Here is a 17,154-nt window from a genome sequence, read left to right as displayed (position 1 = left end):
CTTTATTCAGCCAGTGCGCGCGGCACCGCCAACTTGCTCAATCAGGGATTGAGGCGGGTCGGCATACCGGTACGCTGTTCCAGCACCTGCTTGACCACGTTGGAGTCAGACTCGGCGTGAGCGATGAAGCGGGTGATGGCCGGTGTCATCGGGAGCGGCACGGAGGCGGTGGAGTTGAACTCCTCCTCGGTGCGCGACAGCGGCTCGTGTACTTCCATGTAGCGACCGCCATCCGGCTCGACCGTGGTCTTGACCGGCTGGTTGACGAACTGGACGCGGGTGCCGACCGGCACGTTGTCGAACAGATACTTGATGTCGTCAGCGCGCAGCCGCACGCAACCGCTGCTCACCCGCAGACCGATACCGAAGGTGGCATTGGTACCGTGAATGGCATAGAGGTTGCCGATATAGAGGGCGTGCAGACCCATGGGGTTATCCGGACCCGCTGGCCAGACTGCCGGCAGAGTCTTGCCCTGGGCGGCATAGCGGCGACGGATGTTCTCGGTCGGGGTCCAGGTCGGGTTGGCGCGCTTGCGCTCTACCTTGGTGATCCAGTTCTCCGGGGTGTTTACCCCCAGCTGACCGATGCCGATGGGCAGTACTTCCACCACGTTCTTCCCTTTCGGGTAGTAGTAGAGACGCATCTCGGCAACGTTGATGACGATCCCTTCGCGGGGCGCGTTGGGCAGGATCAGCTGGTGGGGGATGATCAGGGTGCTACCCGCTTTCGGCAGATAGGGATCAACGCCCGGGTTGGCTTCCATGATGTTGGTCAGACCCAGCTGGAAGTCAGCAGCGATCTGCTCCAGCGGACGGTTGTCCGCAGGCACCACGTATTCCTGGTTTTCACCGATCAGGCGGCTGTTGGCCGCAGGCAGACGGTACTCGACGGCGGCAGCCTGCTGGCTGACCAGCGCAAATGTGCATAAAAGGGCCGAAGCGGCAGTGCGAAGGGGATTCATAAAATTCCTGTGTGGTTTCCTGTACCAAATGGGCCGGGGGCCGTCTCATCCTCGGTCTGCCGGTGGCGGGTCAACCTGCCCCACGACGCCAATAACCGAGCGCGCATTCTTTCCTGAGTCGGCCAAAATTTCAACTTCCATATGTTGCTTTTCTTGTTAAAAGTAGCCGTTTTCGGTGTGACGCTTATCAACAGGGCAAAAGCCACACTGGCAAGTCACAGCAAAGAGAAAGATGAATGGCACAGCCCGCCTGGCAGCGAGCCACCCGAGCCCCCGTCAACCACAGCGCAGCGCCACCTGGTATCACGGTTGCAGCCCTAGCCAAAACGTTTGTCACATCCGGGGAGATAGACCAATGTCGAGGGAGGCTCTTTACTGGCATGAAGAGGGATAAAACCGTGCGTCGGCCATCAGCCGGTGCCGGTTTCAGCTATAAAAAAACCGCTCCGAAGAGCGGTTAATGGAGCCACCAGGCAACCATAAAAGGGACTACAGGTAGTTGTCATTGGAATTACTGGACGGCTGCCTCTCCGGTGCCACTCTGCTCTTTGAGGAAGCTGATCCAGGGGGATGCCCGACCGCTGACGTTGCCATTCTGAGCCGCCTGGGTGAAGGCGTTGAGGGCCTCCTTCGGCTTTTGTTGCTCAAAATAGGCGACCCCGGTCAGGAACTTGAGATCCGCCCGCTGTTCACCATTGGCATTGGCTGCCGGTTTGGCGGCCAGCGCCACCAGATCCTGATAGCGTTTGCTCTGGATCATCATGCGCGCCATCTTCAGCTGCAGATCGGCACTCGGGGCCAGCTGGTAGGATTTGGCCAGGGTGTCGATGGCCGGATCCAGCTCCTTGGCCTGATGCCAGTAGTTGGCCAGGGTCTTGTAGTTGCTGGCGCTCTGCTCAATCACCCCGTCCTTCATCCCCTTCTCCATCACACGTGCGGCGCGATGAGGAATGCCGGTGAAGGCGAGGTAGTTAGCGAGGCGCTGCAGCTCGGCGGCCTCGGTCAACATGCCGAGGTTATAGGCCGACTCCAGCGCAGCCAGCGCCTTGGCATCGTTGCCTGCCTGCATATGCATGGCCGATAGCTGGGTCCAGTACTTCTTCTTCTCCGGGAACATGTTGACCAGAGAGGTCAGCACCTCGGTCGCCGGTTTGTACTGTTTCAGCTCGTAGTGAGCGCCCATCTTCAGCAGATACCAGGACTCCGGCGCTTTACCTGCCGACAGCTTGATCGCCTGATCCACTGCCGGGATCGCGTCACGGTACTGCTTGAGCTGCACGTGTGCGTTGGCCAGCGTGATATAGGCATGGGAGTTGGGCTTGTCATCCTTGCCCTGGTTGGCAAACCACTCCTTCATGGTCTTGATCGACCCCTGATAATTGCCCTCAGCCATATAGAGCTGGGCCAGGTTGTAGCGCACCTGCTGGGCCACCGGTGGCGGCAGGCCGCCTGTCGCGATGGCATCGGCAAAGTACTTGGTCGCCTGACCGTATTTCTCCTGCTGAGCGGCCACGAAACCGAGGGTCTGCAATATGACCCCCTTGTCGTAGACCCGCTCGCCCGCGCCGGAGAGCGCATCTTGCAGCTTGGCATTGGCCTCGCCGTATTTCTTCTCGGTGATCAGCTCCTGCGCCTTGTTGACCGCCCGATAGGCCCGATCCGACAGGGCCGGCTGCTCGGCGGCCCAACTGGCGGTGCTGAGCAGCACCGCCATGGCGACCGGGGCGAGGATCATCTTGTGTAACTTGTTCATCGCCACCTTCCTTAGTTGACCGCAAACTCGATCTCTTGCTGCATACGGCTCGCCTGCGGCTTGCCATCCACCATGGCCGGTTTGAACGTCCACTTGGCGATGGTTTTGCGCGCCTCTTTGCCGAGGTCATAACTGCGCGGCTCTTCCTTGACGATCCGCACGTTGCTGACGGTGCCGCGCTCGGTGACGGTGAACTCCACCAGCACCTTGCCGGAGGCCAGCCCCGCCAGTGCAGCCTTGCGGGGCATCATGGGCTCGAAGGTTGCCAGCGGAATGGCACCATTGTTGCCACCGACTCCGCCACCACCGCCGCCGGTGCTGTAGGCACCCAGCGCGTTGCCACCAGCGATGTTGACCGGGATGTCGAGCTTGGGCATGTCCATCGGCGCGCTCTCCATCTTCGGCCGATCCGTGCTGGCCACTTCCATCTCGGGAGGCGGCGGCGGACGCTTGGGCGGCGGCGGTTTGGGCAGCTCCCGCTGTTTCTCTTGCAGGGTCTCCTGGGGCTTGAGGCGGATGAAATCGGTCATGGTGACGTCATCCTTCTCCACCAGCTCCCGGTGATCCGGTGTGATCAGCTTGTTCATTCCCAGAAACAGAAAGAACACCACCACACAGGAGACCGCCAACGATATCAGGTATCTCATAGGTCTCTCTCCGGCATCAGCTGCTCTTGTCTGCCGCGATGGAGATGTTCTGGACACCGGCCATGCGGATCTGATCCATGACCTGCACCACCAGACCGGAACGGGATTCGTTATCGGCCTGGATCACCACGGCGCTCTCCGGGTTTTCGGCCCGCAGCCGCTCGATGTTGGCGCGCACCGCACCGACCTCGACCACCCGCTTGTCGACCCAGACCTGACCGTTTTCGCGCACCGCGACCATGATATTGCCCTTCTTCACCGTCTCGGCCGTGCTGGCACTGGGACGGTTGATCTCGACACCGGACTCCTTGACGAAGGAGGTGGTGACGATGAAGAAGATCAGCATGATGAACACTATGTCCAGCATGGGGGTCAAATCGATAGCCGCCTCGTCAGCACCGCTGTCGCTGTAACGTTTTCTCATAGCAGAAACTCCTTGCTTGTTCTGTGCCCCCGGCAGGCCATGCCTCGCCGGGGGTATGCATCCTGCATCAACCGTGTTTCAGGTTGTCTTCCAGCTTTTGCACCGCCAGTTTGGCCTTGTGATCGAGCTGGTTGACAAAAAACAGGCCGGAAAGGGCGGCGATCATGCCCGCCATGGTCGGTACCGTTGCCTTGGAGATCCCCGATGCCATCGCCCGCGGCGAACCGGTACCGGTGATGGCCAGGGTGTCAAACACCTGCACCATCCCCACCACGGTCCCGAGCAGCCCCATCAACGGGCAAAGAGCGATCAGCACCTTGATGACCGGCATCCCCTTGTCCACCGCCATGGCAACCCGTGAGACCAGCTCGCGCCGGATCTGCTTGGCAGACCAGGAGAGATGATCGGTGCGGGCCAGCCAGGTGGCCTTGGTCTGCTTCACCTGCTTGGGGTAGACCGCCATGAAGTAGAACCAGCGCTCCAGCAACAGGGCCCACATCATCAGGGTCAGGAAGAACAGGGCGACCAGTACATCGCCCCCCAATCCCAAAAACCGGCGGACCGACTCGACTTCTTCAATCAACCAGAACCACATGGGTGACTCCTTACGCTGCGGCTTTGGAGGCGTGCAGACGTTCCTGATAACGGGCGACGAAACCGGCGCTCTGCTCTTCCAGCACCTGGATCAGACGACGGCTCTGGGTCTGCACAATGGTGTAGAGGAACAGCATGGGCACCGCGACGACAAGACCCTGCATGGTGGTCACCAGCGCCTCGGAGATACCGCCCGCCATCAGCTTGGGATCGCCGGTACCGAACAGGGTGATAGCCTGGAAGGTGGCAATCATCCCCACCACGGTACCGAGCAGGCCCAGCAGCGGCGCGACGGAGGCGATCAGCTTGATGAGACTGATGCCCTTCTCGAACTTGGGCACGTTGCGCAGGATGATCTCGTCGAGCTTGGACTCCAGATCCTCGATGTTGTCACCGCGATGGTTCTGGTAGGCCCCCAGCATGTCACCAATAGGGTTGCCCTTGATGATCTGATCAGATTTCAGCTGCTTGCGCATGGACGAGCCGATCAGCGACAGGCGGATACCGCAGAAGATGGCCAGCAGGGTACCGATGACCCCCAATGCCAGGATCACATAACCCACGGAACCACCCTGATCGATACGCTCCTTGAGGGTCGGTGACTGCACCAACAGGGAGAGGATCACGCCGCGAGACGGGTCGATAAAGATGGGTTTGACCCCGTCACCGCCCTGTTCAAACTCGGCGATGGGAGCGAGCACGCTCTTCTCCGGTTGACGGGAGAGTTGCTCGAACTTGCCGGTCTCCGGCACGAAGGTGAGGTACTTGCCTTCGGAAACAGTGTTGAACTCGCCGATCTGGGTGACGGTCTTCTCGGCCTGGTTGCCTTCGCCGTAAACCACGGTCGCCGGGATCTGGCTCACCTTGCCACCGTCCACCATGCGGCTGAGGGTGGTGGTCCAGAACGCTTCCAGATCGTCGCTGGAGGGGAGCTCTTTACTCTCGGCCAGACGGGTCAACAGGGCGGATTGCTCCGGATGCTCGACCCGACGAGCGGAGGCGTTGAAGATCCCCTTGAACTCACCGGCGAACTGACGCAGTACACCAAACATCTCGCCCATGTTGCCGGAACGCTGGCGCAGGGTTTCGGTCAGCTCGGTCAGCTGCTTGTCGTTGGCATCGAATGTCGCCTTGAGCTGCTCGCCCTTGGCGGTTTCGGCTGCCAGCTCGGCCTTGGCCTTGGCCAGCAGCGCCCCCTGCTCGTTCTTGTCAGCCAGGAAGCGGGCTTCCCGCTCCTTGTTGAGTTGGGATTCGCTCAGGCTGGAGGCCTTGACCTGATTCAGCAGCGCATTGAGATCCACCGGTTTTTCGGCGGCGGTCACCGGCAGGGTGACCAGGGTTGCTCCCGCAATCAGGGAGGCAATAGCAAGTTTGATTCCTTTCATGATGCTTTCTCCGCAGTTTGAACCGGCAGCTTGATCAGCGCGGGAGGCGCCTGCTTCTTGGCGATGCGAAGGCCCTGTTCAACCGCACTGCGATACTCCTGAGGCAACTCTTCCCACTGGCTGGTCTGCTTGTTCCACATGCCGGTCTCCTGACCATCCGGGGACTGATAGAGCAGCGCGATGCGGCCAACACGCAGGAACTCGTAGGTCTTCTCGCTGCCATCCTTGTCCAGGCTCGCCTTGTAGGCCTCGATGGTGCGGCTGAAGCCCTCCTCGATCTGGTAGGCCTCCAAGATCTTGCGGTACTTCTCGGAGATGGTGACATCGGCCCGGTTCATCAGGTCGGTCAGGGCCGCCACGCGGTCCTCGCGCTCGACCTTCTGGAACGGCAGATCCAGTGACACAAACTGCTCGAGGGCGTCGATCATCTTGAGCATCAAGGGCACCACTTCGGTGCTGGTCTGATCAATCTGGGCGATCTGCTTTTGCATCGACGCCAGCTCGGCGCTCTGGGACTCGACCATCTTGCTCACCTGCTCGTTGTAGGTGCGCAGACTGTCGACCTGACGCAGGGCGGCCTTGTACTGGGCCAGTGCGGATTCGGCAGATTCGGCATAGCTGTCGATTTTCTGCTGGGAAACTTTGGATGCGTTGTCGGTGGCGGCTTGAGCGTCCACGGCCTGACCGGCAGTGGCGGCACTCAGATTGAAGCTGGTCAACAAGGCGGCCGAAACCAGGCTGCCAAGGAGCGCTTTCTTCATTGTAATGGTCCTTGTCTTCATAGGATTACCCTATCTCCGTAACTTCCTTGGACGTTGGGCACAGCCGGCCCGACCGGGCCGGCTGAGGTTGTATATCAACAGGGTTGATTAGAACTTCTGGGTGTAGTCGATGTAGTAGACGCGACCGTCGATGCCGTAGAGGTCTTCTTCATAGGTGAAGCCATCGCTCGACAGAGAAGGTCCGCGGTTGAACATGTTCTTCACACCGGTCTGGATCTTGGCATTCCAGCTGGTATCGACCGCGACGTTCAGGTTCCAGACGGTGTTGGAAGCGATATGCCCCTCTTCCTGTCCATTCACGTAATCCTGACTCTGGGAGTCGATATAGTTGGCGCTCAGATAAGCATCCAGATTCCACCACTGCGGGAAGTTGGCACCGATCCCGGAGTTGAAGCGAAGGTCTGGCAACGCATTCCAACCCTTCTTGTCGATCATTGGGCCACCGGCAAACAGACCTTCTTCATACTTCAGGATGTAAGTGCCACCGAAGTCATAGCGCATGGTGAAGAAGTTAAAGTCGTACTTGTAGTCCGCCTTGAAGTCGATACCACTGGTCTTGAGTTGCCCCAGGTTGACCATGCCGGCGTAGACCATCTCGACATCGCCGTTGGCATCACGAATAACGTTCGGGTTGCTGCCGGTATTAAGCTCCTGATAGAACTGGGTCTGAGTGGTAGCCAGCTGGATCACGTCATCAATCTTGATGTAGTAGTAATCGAGCGACAGGTTCAGATTGTCCAGCGGGTTGTAAGCAGCCCCGATGGTGAAGGTATTGGCGGTCTCTTCCTTCAGGTTCTTGTTCGCTTTACGCGTTGTGTCGTACTGCGCTTCGGAACAGTTGGCAATACCATTGGCCTGGCAGCCTACATAGTCCTTGGCAAAGTCGGCAGAGAACGAGTCTGCGGCATAGAGATCATCCAGACCCGGCGCACGGAACGACTGGGACCAGGAGGTACGGAACATCAGCTGGTCGAGCGGTTGATAACGCAGACTCGCTTTGGGCGAGAAGGCGCTGCCAAAGTCGCTGTACTTGTCGTAACGACCCGCCAGGTTCAACTCGATCTGCTCGGTGATGGGGATCAGGCTCTCGATGTAGGTGGCAAACACATCGCGCACACCGCTACCGGAGTTGCCGGATGAACCCAGTACGTTACCCGCTTCGGACTGGCTGTCGTAGGTGTCGGAGTAAACCCAATCGTTATACTCGGCCCCTAGATACCAGCTGACCGGGCCAGCGGGCAGTTCACCCATCTCCCAACCCAGACCACCGTACCACTGGAAGAAGTCCATTTTGGAGGTACGGCTGGTATCGTACGAAAGGTCCTTGGTGGCCGCATCAGAGAAGCTGCCATTAATGAATTTCCCGCTATTAACCTGAGTCTGTACTGCTGGCTCCAGAACGTAGCCTGAACCATTGCTGCGGTTATCTGTTTTGGAATACATGTAACCAGCATTCCACTCCAGATCGCCTACTGCTTCGGTCGGCACAGTCCCTTCAAAACCAAGGTTCATGTTACCGGTCATGTCAGTCACATCGTTGTCACGGGGGCCGACGTTGTTAAAGCGGTAGTAAACGGTCGCAGCCTTGGCGGTGCTGAAGTTGTTGGCAGACAGGACTGCTGCGCTTTCGGGGGTGGAACCATCCACGGTGAAGGCACCGGCAGCTGGCGCGAAGCGACCAAAACTGGTGACGCGGGAGCCAATCAACTGCGGAACGAAGTCCACGTTATCGTTAATGTGATAGCGGCCGTTCACATAGACGGTATCACGCGTCCGGGAAGCGGTTTTGGCTGCTATCTGGGCAAAGTCGAAGCGGCAGGCTGTCCCCACGGGCACGAAACCGGCGCCTGTATTGGCACAGTCAATGCCGTCCAGAGTACGGGTAACTGTCTTGCCGGTCGTGGCATCAACACCCTTGATATTGCGACCATAAATACTGGGGGCTTCGGCACCCTGCTTGGCCAGATAGTCACGATCCTTGTAATAGATCACATCTTTCACATCGTGCTCGTAAACCATCATCAGAGAACCCTTGTCCCCTGTGATGCCACTGACAATGGAACCACTCTGCTCGTCACCACCCTCTTCGGTCGGCGAACCGATACGCCCCTGGAAAGTCAGCCCTTCGAAACCCTCTTTGAGGATCACGTTGATAACGCCACCGATGGCATCAGAACCATAGAGTGCGGAGCCACCATCCAGGTTCACTTCCACCCGCTCAACCGCCGCCATGGGGATGGTGTTGAGGTTGATGGAAGTACCACCCATAGTCGGTGAACCTGCGATCCGCTTGCCATTGAGCAGTACCAGAGTACGGGTAGAGCCCAGACCACGCAGACCAACGGTTCCCTGAGATTGATAGGAGTCGCCAGAGGAAGGGGAGTAACCACCAAAGGAGTTGTAGGAGGCCTGTTTCAGATAATCGGCCACAGTCTGCTGACCAGACTGTTCAATTTGAGCCTTGCTGACAGAGACAACCGGAGTCGCCCCCTCAACATCAACACGGGAGATACGGGAGCCAGTGACTTTGATTTTCTGCAGTTTTTCGACGTTCTGCCCTTCTTCGGCAGATACGGATGGGGCCGCCGCAAGGCTCGCCAAGGCGAACGCAATCGCAGCAGAGATTCTGCTCTTCCTAAGCATCGCTTATATCCTTCCTGGTTGTTTATTGTTTGCTTCCTGATACCGCCCTCTTTGGAGCGATGTGTAAGGCTTATCAATCTTTGACTAGTGACGTCAATGGAGCAGGGGTATGGCGAGGCCAGGCGTAGAATAAGCGGAGTGTATTAATTTTGACCTACATAATTAGTGAATAATTCTGCCAAAAACAATCCACGCAATGTAAAAACATTGTTAAATGACATAAATGGCGCTGAATTAAAATTTGATGAACTTATTAGTTAACGTGCTGTCCGTTTATATCTTATTTTGATTTATTGGCATTAATAAGAATAAAACACTAACTTCATGAGGGTTTCACCTGACCGTTCTCATGGGGATAACAGATAAGATCGTCGAGATGATATCGTTTTCCTTCAATTTCACACCACAAACAAAAGCATTAGTAATCAACAAGTTAAAAACACACAAAGCTCAAGCAAACAGCTGTTTATATTTTTTAAAATAATGTTGAGCAGTAGCGTTTTGTTTTGATTTTTACTTTTCAGATAAAAACGTCATTTTTCGGTGCTTTTGGTCTCAGCGGGTCATTTGTCCCAGTTTTCCATTTCCTTGTACTTGATTTTTGTTGCAGAGCTTTTACAGTGGCCAAGCGGATTGTCTGCTGTTTGGCAACCAATCCAGCGCGTAATGCCAGGAAGGACAGGCCCGTCACCGGATTTGACTGGCCGCAAAAAAGAACAACAAGGACGAGGTTCCACCATGCTGTCGTATTTCCTACGCCGGATGCTTTTGATCATCCCGACGTTTCTCGGTATCACCCTGCTCGTCTTCACCATCACCCGTTTCGTGCCGGGCGGTCCGGTCGAACGCATGCTGCTGCAAGCCCAGGTTTCCCAGAATGAATCTGGCCGCTCCAGTGGCAGCAAGGGGGCGCAGGCTCTCTCCGATGAACAGATCGAGGAGCTCAAGGCCTTCTATGGCCTCGACAAGCCCATGCTGGTCGCCTACTGGGAGTGGCTGCAGAAGTTGGCGGTGCTGGATCTGGGCGAATCGACCCGCTACTACGAACCGGTGTGGGATCTCATCAAGGAGCGGCTCCCGGTCACCGCCTTCTTCGGGCTGGCGACCTTTCTGCTGAGCTATGCGGTCTCCATTCCGCTGGGGGTGGCGAAAGCGCTCAGGCACAACAGCCGCTTCGACTCGTTGAGCTCCATGCTTATCTACATGGCCTATGCCCTGCCCGCCTACGTGGTGGGGATCTTCCTCATCACTGTCTTCGCCTTCCATCTGGAGTGGCTGCCGATGGGCGGTTTTCCGGGAGACGACTTTGAGTACATGGAGAGCAGCTGGGATCAGATCCGCACCGTCTTTGCCCACGCCCTGCTGCCGCTTATCGCCTACGCCATCGGCGATTTCGCCATCCTCACCATGACCATGAAAAACAGCCTGATGGAGAACCTGTCGGCCGATTATGTGCGTACTGCGGTGGCCAAGGGGTTACCGTTTCGCAAGGCGGTCACCGACCACGCCATGCGCAACAGCCTGATCCCCATCGCCAGCCACCTGGGGTCTGTGCTCACCGTTTTCTTTGGCGGATCCTTCCTCATCGAGACCATCTTCAACATCGACGGCATCGGCCTGCTCGGTTACGAGGCGATCGTCGAACGGGATTACCCCACCGTCATGGGCATTCTGGCCATCACCTCCATGCTGATGCTGATTGGCAATATCGTCTCCGATATCTGCGTTGCCCTTGTTGATCCGCGCGTGCGGTTTGGAGATTGACCATGAACCAGACCTCTATTGCCATGCCTATGCTGATATCACGCCATATCGTCTCCGATATCTGCGTTGCACCCTCTGTTGATCCCCGCGTGCGGTTTGGAGACTGACCATGAAGCTCAATCCGGTTACCTTGAAAAAACTCAAGCGCTTCAAGTCGATCAAGCGCGGCTACTACTCCTTCATCATCTTCACTACCCTGGTGCTGCTCTCCCTGCTGGCGGAGCTGCTGGTCAACAGCCGGGCGCTGATAGTGAGCTATCAGGGCCAGCTGCACTTCCCCACCTATGGCGATGTGATCCCCGGTCAGCAGTTCGGGCTCGATTACGAATACGAGACCAACTACCGCCAGCTCAAGGCCAAATTTGCCGCAGAGGGCCAGGGCGACTGGGTGCTGCTGCCGCCGGTGCCCTGGAACCCCTACGAGCAGGATTTCAAGGAGGATGCCTACCCACCCTACGCCCCCAGCGCGGCCGAGCGCCACTTCCTCGGCACCGACACCAGCGGCCGCGACGTGCTGGCTCGACTGGTTTACGGCTTTCGCATCGCCATCGGCTTTGCCTTTATCGCGCTGGCGGCCAGTTACGCCATCGGAGTCACCATCGGCTGTCTGATGGGCTTTCTCGGCGGCCGCTTTGATCTCATCCTGCAACGCTTTATCGAGATCTGGTCCCAGGTGCCGTTTCTCTACGTCATCATGATCCTGGTGTCGCTGGCCAAGCCCAACTTCGGCCTGTTTGTCGCCATCAACGTGCTGTTCGGCTGGATGGGGATCACCTGGTATATGCGCACCCTCACCTACAAGGAGCGGGCGCGAGACTATGTGATGGCGGCGCGGGCACAAGGGGCGACCACCGGGCGGATCATCTTCAACCACATCCTGCCCAACACCCTGATGATGATCGTTACCCTGGCGCCATTCGCCGTGGTGGGCAATATCTCCACCCTGACGGCACTCGACTATCTGGGCTTTGGCCTTGCGCCGCCGACCCCGAGCTGGGGGGAGCTGCTCTCCCAGGGCATCAACAATCTGGATGCCATCTGGATCGTCAGCTCGGTGGTGGCCGCGGTGAGTCTGGTACTGATCATGGTCTCCTTTATCGGTGAGGCGATCCGCGAGGCGTTCGATCCACGCAAATTTACCCGTTACCAATAAGCCAGCCGATGCCAGTGCATCGGCAGGCGTCGGGTAACGAACCGTGATTAATGAAGGACGGGCCGCCGCCATCGGCGGTCCCGGGAGCAAGGGATAATCCCGTTATCAATCAAGACCCCCAGTGCAGGGGCCAGACCTGGAAGTCAAACATGAAAAATAAAATCAAATGGATAGGTGCTCTCTTTGTGCTGGTAAACGGATCCTGGGTCTGGGCGGCCAGCCTGCCCGCGGATCTCAAATGGGAGACCAACGACACGGATCCTGTGTTCGCCTCCCCCAAGGCGCTGTCGGGCGGCAGCCTCAATATGTTTGTGGAGAGCTTTCCGCTGACGTTTCGCACCGTGGGACCTGACTCCAACGGTTCGTTCCGCTCCTTTATTCTCGATAACCAGTTGCGACTCATCAGCTTCCACCCCAATACCGGCAACCCCATCCCCTCGCTCGCGACCCACTGGGCCATCGCGCCAGACAGCCAGACCGTCTACTTCAAGCTGGATCCCCGCGCCAAATGGTCGGATGGCAAGCCGGTCAATGCTGACGACTACACCTTCGGCTACGAGATGATGCGCTCCAAACACATCAAGGGGCCCTGGTTCAACAACTACTACACCACTGAAGTGGTCGCGGTAGAGAAGATCGATGATCACACCATTATGGTCAAAGCGGGCAACCGCAAAGCCAAGATGGACCTGCTCAACACCACCGAGCTGTGGCCCCAGCCCAAGCACTACTACAAGCTGACCCCCAACTGGGTGAAGCAGTACAACTGGGCCGTGGTGCCCACCACAGGTCCCTACGTGATCAGCGACGTCAAGAAGGGCAAGTCGGTCACCTTCAGCAAGCAGAAGGATTGGTGGGCAAAAGACGATCGCTACAACCAGCACAGATTCAACATCGACACCATCAAGGTGCAGGTGATCCGTGACCACAACATCGCCTTCCGCCACTTCCTGAAAGGGGAGATCGATACCTTCGAGATGATCCTGCCCAACTGGTGGCATGAAAAAGCGGTCACCCCGGAGTACAAAAAAGGCTACGTGCAGAAGGTAATGGCCATGACCGATACCAAACAGGGCGGTCAGGGGGTTCACCTCAATGTGGCCAACCCCAAGCTGGCGGACGTAAACATGCGCCTCGGCATCCAGCACGCCTTCAACATCGACAAGATGATCGAGACCGTGCTGCGCGGCGACTACGACAGAGCCACCACCTTTGACTCGGGCTTTGGCGAGTTCACTGACATCACGCTGCCGGAGCGGGCTTATGACATCGGCAAGGCGCGGGAGTACTTTGCCAAGGGCGGCTACAACAAGCCGGGGCCGGACGGAATCCTGCAAAATGAGAAGGGGGAGCGGCTGACGCTGGCGCTCACCTACACCAGTCAGGAGCACTCCAAGCGCCTGACCGTGCTGAAAGAGGAGGCCAAGAAGGCGGGTCTGGATCTGGAGCTCAATCTGGTGGATGGCGCCACCGGTTTCAAGGTGATGCTGGAGAAGAAACACGAAGCGGCCTGGCTCGGCTGGGGCGGCGGCGGTCTCTATCCGCAATATTGGGAGTTTTTCCACTCCGCCAACGCCAACAAGCCGCAGACCAACAACCTGTTCAACGTAGCGGACAAGGAGCTGGACGCGCTGATCGACGCCTACAACGTCGAATTCGACATGGCCAAGCGGGCCAAGCTCTCCCGGCAGATCCAGCAGCGCATCTATGATCTCGCCATCTTCGTACCCGGGGTGCAGCTCAACTATGTACGGGCCAGCAGCTGGCGTTATGTGATGCTGCCGGAGGTGCCTGCCACCAAGAACACACCGGATCTGCTCTACTGGCCGATGGATGGTTATCCTCACAGTAGCGGCGGTTTGCTCTGGCTCGATCCCAAGGTGAAGGAAGAGACCCGCAACGCCAAGGAGGCAGGGGAGGCGCTGGCGCCCATCAACCTGCTCGACAAGACCTATGCACGTCATTGATATTCAGGCCATTGCGAAGGGAGCAGCCGTTATGCCCAACACTCAGGCCCCCATTCTTGACGTACCGGATAACGGGGGGGAGTTCGCCGTTGATAACGGCCAGCACCCAGCCCCAATCCTCGAAGTACGCGATCTCGAGGTGGAGTTCGCCGTCGATGACGGCAAGATCAAGGTGCTCGACGGGGTCAGCTTCAAGGTGACCCCCGGTCAGACGCTGGGGATCGTCGGCGAGTCTGGCTGTGGCAAAAGTGTCACTTCACTCGCCATCATGGGGCTGCTGCCCAAGCCCCACGGTCAGGTAGTCGCCGGTTCCATCCGCTTTCAGGGGGAGGAGCTGCTGTCACTTGCGCCGGATCAGATGTACAAGGTGCGCGGCAACCGCATCTCGATGATCTTTCAGGAGCCGATGACGGCCCTCAACCCGGTGCAGACGGTGGGGGAGCAGCTGATGGAGGTGTTTCGCCTCCACCGCCCCGAGTATGACAAGGCCCAGCGCAAAGCCGCGGCCATCGCCATGCTGCAGAAGGTGGGGATCCCGGAACCGGCCCAGCGCTTTGCGGTCTATCCCCACAACCTCTCCGGCGGCATGCGCCAACGGGTGATGATCGCCATGGCGCTCTCCTGCGAGCCAGACCTGCTTATCTGCGACGAGCCGACCACGGCGCTGGATGTCACCATTCAGGCCCAGATCCTCGAACTGATGAAAGAGCTGCAAGCCCAGACCGGGATGGCCATCATCTTTATCACCCACGATCTGGGGGTGGTTGCAGAGCTGTGCGACGAAGTGGTGGTGATGTACGCCGGGCGGGCGGTAGAGCAGGCCGATGTGTTCGAGCTGTTTGACCACCCCCGTCACCCCTATACCCACGGCTTGATGAGCTCGATCCCGCGCCTTGAGGATGAGCCCAAGAGCCTGCTCAAGACCATCAAGGGACAGGTGCCAGCCCTGCACGAGATGCCCGCTGGCTGCCGCTTCTCCAACCGCTGCCCCCATGCGACCGATCTCTGCATCAGCGCCATTCCGGCGGTGGAGCAACTCAATCCGCGCCACCATGTCGCCTGTCACTACTGGAAGGAGTTGACCGTATGAGCACTCTGTTATCGGTCAGGGATCTGAAACAGCATTTCCGGCTGGGAGGCGGGTTCCTGCGCAAGCAATATACGGTTCACGCGGTGGATGGCATCAGCTTCGACCTGAAACAGGGGGAGACGCTGGGGCTGGTGGGTGAGTCGGGCTGCGGCAAGTCCACCCTCGGACGCAGCCTGCTCAAACTGTTCGAGCCGACCGCAGGCACCATCACCTTCGAGGGGCGCGACATCACCGCCCTCAGCCCGAAGGAGATGCGCTCCCTGCGTCAGGAGATGCAGATGGTGTTTCAGGATCCTGCAGAATCCCTCAACAGCCGCCACACCGTGGGCCAGATCCTGGAGGAGCCCTTTATCATCCACGGTAAAGGCAACACTGAGCAGCGGCGCGGCTGGGTGCAAGAGCTGCTGGCAAAAGTGGGCCTGCCGGGAAGTGCGGTGGATCGCTACCCCCACGAGTTTTCCGGCGGTCAGCGCCAGCGGATCGGCATCGCCCGCGCCATCGCCCTCAAGCCCAAGCTGCTGGTGTGTGACGAGGCAGTCTCGGCCCTCGATGTCTCGGTGCAGTCGCAGATCGTCAACCTGCTGCTCAGCCTGCAGCGGGAGATGAACCTCTCCATCATCTTCATCGCCCACGATCTGTCGGTGGTCAAACACATCTCGGATCGGATTGCGGTGATGTATCTGGGACGGATCGTCGAGCTGGCGGATGCCCAGTCGCTCTATCTGGCGCCGCGCCACCCGTATACCCAGGCGCTGATCTCCGCCATTCCGGTGCCGGATCCACGCAGGCGCAGCCAGCGCATTCTGCTGACCGGCGATGTGCCCTCCCCCATCTCGCCGCCAAGCGGCTGCCACTTCCACCAGCGCTGCCCCCATGCGACCGAGCTGTGCAAAAGCAAGGCGCCAAGGCTTGAGGCGTGTGATGAGTCCCATCATCAGGTGGCCTGTCACACCCCGCTCGCCGTCGGTGATCACGCTATCAGCGGCAGCGCCATCAGTGGCAACGCCATGAGCAGCGACAGCAGGCTGGAACAGGCGAGCTAGGCGCAGCAAACAAACCCCAGGGTAGAAACAGACGAGGCGGCTATCAGGCCGCCTCGTGCTATCGGGTCACTCTTGTCTTATCGGGTCACGGCTACCGCTCATCAGGCAATCTGGTAGCGGCCCGGCTTGTGGTTGAGTGTCAACACCAGATTACAGATAACCGCCGCCACGATGGAGAGCGCCAGGATCCAGGGCTGCACCACGAAAAACGAGGCAACAACAATGGCGCAATCGAGCCCCATCTGCAGCTTGCCCGCCCGGATGCCAAAGCGATCCTGAATAAAGAGCGCAAGAATGTTGAAGCCCCCCAGACTCGACTTGTGGCGAAACATGATGAGCAGCCCCATGCCGATCAGGGTACCGCCGATCAGCGCCGCATAGAGAGGCTCTATCTTGCCGATCTGCAATACACCGTTGAGGTGATCGGTCATGTAGGAGACCGCCGCCACCGAGACAAAGGTGTTGAAGGTAAAACGTGGCCCCATCCGCAGCCATGCCAGCGCATAGAAGGGCAGGTTGATGCCGAAAAACAGCAGGCCGAAGCTGATGCCGGTCACCTTTTGCAGCAACAGCGCCAGCCCGGCAGTGCCGCCAGTGAGCAGGCCAACCTGATGAAACAGAAAGATGCCGAGAGAAACAAAGCCGGCCGCCGTCAGCAGGGCCAGCACATCCTCATAAATGGGATGGGCAGTGCGAATCGAGGTGTTGTCCATAACCTGTATCCAAGCGAAGTAAAGAGAGAGTGTCTGTCGCCTGCCGTTGCGGGCGGGCTGCGAGCCCTGTCCACAGGGCTTCGTTATGGGGTCCAGTCTATTTTTTGTGAAAAGGATCACAACAGTCAGGCTGAACGCCCCATTCTGGTGCCTGTCATCTGGCATTGACACTCGCTGCACCAAGATGCAGCATGCCGCGGTTTAAGCGCGCCATCACTCCATTCACAGCACGAG

14 protein-coding genes are annotated in these 17,154 nt (G+C 58.4%); 5 read left to right on the top strand and 9 right to left on the bottom strand.

All coding sequences use genetic code 11. The annotated features are described in order from the left end of the window. Positions 1–41: 41 nt before the first annotated feature. The 8 genes from AB5Y67_RS04650 to AB5Y67_RS04615 form a co-directional block, all read right to left on the bottom strand. The gene (locus AB5Y67_RS04650; RefSeq protein ID WP_005338927.1) at positions 42–962 is read right to left on the bottom strand and encodes a L,D-transpeptidase family protein; all 921 of its coding nucleotides are present in this window, start codon (positions 960–962) and stop codon (positions 42–44) included. A gap of 511 nt (positions 963–1,473) precedes the next feature. After that, positions 1,474–2,715 (bottom strand): lipopolysaccharide assembly protein LapB, encoded by a 1,242-nt coding sequence (locus AB5Y67_RS04645; RefSeq protein WP_139432479.1) that lies wholly within the window; start codon positions 2,713–2,715, stop codon positions 1,474–1,476. Positions 2,716–2,726: 11 nt separating this feature from the next. Beyond that, on the bottom strand, positions 2,727–3,362 hold the full coding sequence (locus AB5Y67_RS04640) for an energy transducer TonB (protein ID WP_199427574.1): 636 nt from the start codon (positions 3,360–3,362) through the stop codon (positions 2,727–2,729). Between the two features lie 16 nt (positions 3,363–3,378). Next, on the bottom strand, positions 3,379–3,786 hold the full coding sequence (locus tag AB5Y67_RS04635; RefSeq protein ID WP_005338933.1) for a biopolymer transporter ExbD: 408 nt from the start codon (positions 3,784–3,786) through the stop codon (positions 3,379–3,381). A 67-nt stretch (positions 3,787–3,853) separates the two neighbouring features. After that, positions 3,854–4,381, bottom strand: a complete 528-nt coding sequence (locus tag AB5Y67_RS04630; RefSeq protein WP_005338936.1) for a MotA/TolQ/ExbB proton channel family protein — start codon at positions 4,379–4,381, stop codon at positions 3,854–3,856. Between the two features lie 10 nt (positions 4,382–4,391). Then, positions 4,392–5,765 carry a MotA/TolQ/ExbB proton channel family protein gene (locus AB5Y67_RS04625; protein WP_005338937.1) on the bottom strand — a complete coding sequence of 458 codons (1,374 nt, stop codon included), beginning with the start codon at positions 5,763–5,765 and terminating at the stop codon, positions 4,392–4,394. After that, on the bottom strand, positions 5,762–6,526 hold the full coding sequence (locus AB5Y67_RS04620) for a DUF3450 domain-containing protein (RefSeq protein ID WP_199427573.1): 765 nt from the start codon (positions 6,524–6,526) through the stop codon (positions 5,762–5,764). Before AB5Y67_RS04620 ends, AB5Y67_RS04625 begins: the two co-directional genes overlap by 4 nt. Before the next feature lie 108 nt (positions 6,527–6,634). After that, positions 6,635–9,190, bottom strand: a complete 2,556-nt coding sequence (locus AB5Y67_RS04615; RefSeq protein ID WP_088870049.1) for a TonB-dependent receptor — start codon at positions 9,188–9,190, stop codon at positions 6,635–6,637. Positions 9,191–9,928: 738 nt separating this feature from the next. Here AB5Y67_RS04615 and AB5Y67_RS04610 point away from each other — a divergent pair. The 5 genes from AB5Y67_RS04610 (at position 9,929) to AB5Y67_RS04590 (ending at position 16,207) form a co-directional block, all read left to right on the top strand. Next, on the top strand, positions 9,929–10,954 hold the full coding sequence (locus tag AB5Y67_RS04610; RefSeq protein WP_031227629.1) for an ABC transporter permease subunit: 1,026 nt from the start codon (positions 9,929–9,931) through the stop codon (positions 10,952–10,954). A 109-nt stretch (positions 10,955–11,063) separates the two neighbouring features. After that, complete coding sequence (locus tag AB5Y67_RS04605; RefSeq protein WP_005343430.1) at positions 11,064–12,107, top strand: ABC transporter permease; 1,044 nt, start codon at positions 11,064–11,066, stop codon at positions 12,105–12,107. Positions 12,108–12,256: 149 nt separating this feature from the next. After that, positions 12,257–14,074 (top strand): extracellular solute-binding protein, encoded by a 1,818-nt coding sequence (locus AB5Y67_RS04600; RefSeq protein ID WP_199427572.1) that lies wholly within the window; start codon positions 12,257–12,259, stop codon positions 14,072–14,074. A 31-nt stretch (positions 14,075–14,105) separates the two neighbouring features. Beyond that, positions 14,106–15,164 (top strand): ABC transporter ATP-binding protein, encoded by a 1,059-nt coding sequence (locus tag AB5Y67_RS04595; protein ID WP_199427571.1) that lies wholly within the window; start codon positions 14,106–14,108, stop codon positions 15,162–15,164. Continuing rightward, entirely contained in the window at positions 15,161–16,207 is a 1,047-nt protein-coding gene (locus tag AB5Y67_RS04590; protein WP_199427570.1) for an ABC transporter ATP-binding protein, read from the top strand. Before AB5Y67_RS04595 ends, AB5Y67_RS04590 begins: the two co-directional genes overlap by 4 nt. A gap of 101 nt (positions 16,208–16,308) precedes the next feature. Here AB5Y67_RS04590 and AB5Y67_RS04585 read toward each other — a convergent pair whose 3' ends face one another. Then, positions 16,309–16,920 (bottom strand): YitT family protein, encoded by a 612-nt coding sequence (locus AB5Y67_RS04585; RefSeq protein WP_005349421.1) that lies wholly within the window; start codon positions 16,918–16,920, stop codon positions 16,309–16,311. Between the last annotated feature and the right edge of the window lie 234 nt (positions 16,921–17,154).

Origin of the sequence: Aeromonas sp. s12 (assembly GCF_040907925.1) — a bacterium.
GTDB classification, from domain to species: Bacteria; Pseudomonadota; Gammaproteobacteria; order Enterobacterales; family Aeromonadaceae; genus Aeromonas; species Aeromonas veronii.
The sequence above is the reverse complement of the archived record's forward strand: the minus strand, read 5'-3'. Positions and strand labels throughout refer to the sequence as shown.